Source organism: Rhodopseudomonas sp. B29, from assembly GCF_000333455.1.
Taxonomy (GTDB): domain Bacteria; phylum Pseudomonadota; class Alphaproteobacteria; order Rhizobiales; family Xanthobacteraceae; genus Rhodopseudomonas.
This window is the reverse complement of record NZ_BADD01000054.1, coordinates 1-1,896: the sequence shown is the minus strand read 5'-3', so window position 1 is coordinate 1,896 and position 1,896 is coordinate 1. Positions and strand designations below refer to the sequence as shown.

At 65.7% G+C, this 1,896-nt stretch carries 2 protein-coding genes and 1 pseudogene; 2 read left to right on the top strand and 1 reads right to left on the bottom strand.

What is annotated here, in order from left to right:
- Together I5M_RS01710 and I5M_RS01705 are read left to right on the top strand one after the other, a co-directional pair.
- A pseudogene (locus I5M_RS01710) lies at positions 1 to 216 on the top strand (methyl-accepting chemotaxis protein); the annotation flags it as partial.
- 249 nt (positions 217 to 465) lie between these two features.
- Positions 466 to 840, top strand: coding sequence for a hypothetical protein (locus I5M_RS01705; RefSeq protein ID WP_022719821.1), 375 nt, complete (start codon positions 466 to 468; stop codon positions 838 to 840).
- Between the two features lie 214 nt (positions 841 to 1,054).
- Here I5M_RS01705 and I5M_RS01700 read toward each other — a convergent pair.
- Positions 1,055 to 1,896: oxidoreductase (locus I5M_RS01700; RefSeq protein ID WP_022719820.1), on the bottom strand; the 842-nt coding region annotated here is incomplete at its 5' end.

The window sequence follows — 1,896 nt, the reverse complement described above, 5'->3', positions numbered from 1 at the left end:
CAGAGCGCGGCGACGCAGGAGATCGCCCGCAACGTCCAGAGCGCCGCCGCCGGCACCCAGGAGGTTTCCGTCAACATCGCCGAAGTGCAGCGCGGTGCCGGCGAGACCGGCGCCGCCTCCGCGCAAGTGCTGACCGCCGCGCATTCTCTGTCGCGGGATTCAACCCGACTCAAGGACGAAGTCGGCCGCTTCCTGCGCAGCGTGCGTAGCTCGTAGGATAGGTTGAGCGAAGCGAAACCCATCTTCGCCGGCGTGGTGCGTGACGGGTTTCGCCTTTGGCTCAACCCATCCTACGTGCCTTTTGGACCATTATGCTGAACGCGACCGAACTAATCGCGGCATCCCGTGCAATTGCACGTTAATGATGCTTGTAAAGGTTGATACGCGACTGTCGTTGACGATGAGGCACTCTGCAACCAAGGTGCCGGCGAACGCATTCTTTCGCCATCTTTGCCGAGGTTCATCATGTCCCGTATCGTTGCCGCTCTGGCCGCCGCCGCCGCTGTCGCCGCCGTGTCCCTGCCGACCGCCGCTTCTGCCTGCTTCAATTGCTACGCGCCGCCCCCCTGCCAGACCTGCTATCAGCAGCAATACGTGGCGCCGCAGTACCGGTCCGTCCAGGAAACCGTGATGGTCGCGCCGGGCCGCGTCATCGCCCACCGCACCCCGCCGCGGTATGAAACCGTGATGGTGCCGAAGACCGTCATGGTCGCGCCGGGCGGTGTCGAATACGAGCGCGTGCCGCCGCAATACGCCACCCAGGAGCGCGTCGAGATGGTGTCGCCGGGCTACAGCTACTACGCTCCGGTCCGCCCGCGCTGCGGCGGCTGCGGCTGGTAAGCGAAACAGAACTGTCCTCTCGTCATTGCGAGCGAAGCGAAGCAATCCAGCCGCACGTCGCGGAGCTGGATTGCTTCGTCGCTTAGCTCCTCGCAATGACGAGACGCGTAGCCCGGATGGAGCGCAGCGAAATCCGGGGACTGTGCTTCAACGACGACTGAGACGTCGTATGAGCACCCGGATTGCGCTTCGCTCCATCCGGGCTACGGACAAATTACTCCCGCCGAAACGGCAGCTTCGGTCCGTCGAGCTTGCGCAGGCCGGGTTCGCGGCGTTCCAGCCACCAGCCGTATTGCTTGGGCCAGTCGGCGAAGGATTCCTCGGCTTCGCTGAGTTCGAGCTGAGCGTGCAGCGCCCAGTTCGGATCGAACAGCGCTTCGCGGCCGATCGCCACCAGATCGGCCTGCTGCTGCTCGATGATGCTCTCGGCCTGATCCGGATGCAGAATCAGCCCGACCGCGATCGTCGGAATTTCCGCCTCTTTTCGCACGGTCTCGGCGAACGGCACCTGGAAGCCGTAGCCACGCGGAATCCGCGCCGCGGTTGCCGACCCGAGCAACCCGCCCGACGAACAATCGATCAGGTCGGCGCCCCGCGCCTTGGCCTCGCGGGCGAACACCACCGAGTCCGCAAGTTCGATGCCGCCCTCGACGCCGTCGACCGACGACACCCGCACCGACAGCGGCAGTGTATCCGGCCATGCCGCCCGCACCGTCTCGATCACCTGGAGCGGCAACCGCATTCGGCCGTCGCGGTCGCCGCCATACTGGTCCGTCCGTTTATTGGACAGCGGCGACAGGAAAGAGTGCAGCAGATAGCCGTGGGCGCAGTGTACTTCGAGCATCTCGAAACCGGCCTCGACCGCGCGCAGCGTCGCGGCGCGCCAGGCATCGAGCAGATCATCGAGATCGTCCTCGGTCAGTTCCTGCGGCAGCAGCCAGCCGTCGTCCATCGGGATCGCGCTCGGCGCCACGATGTCCCAGGGGCGATCGCCGCGCGCATGATCCTCGTCGCCGAGCGCCGCGTTGCCGTACCACGGCCGCTGCATGCTGGCCT

What these genes read in the sequence shown, in the direction of transcription:
- I5M_RS01705 (WP_022719821.1), top strand. Translation starts at nt 466, where the DNA reads ATGTCCCGTATCGTTGCCGCTCTGGCCGCCGCCGCCGCTGTCGCCGCC.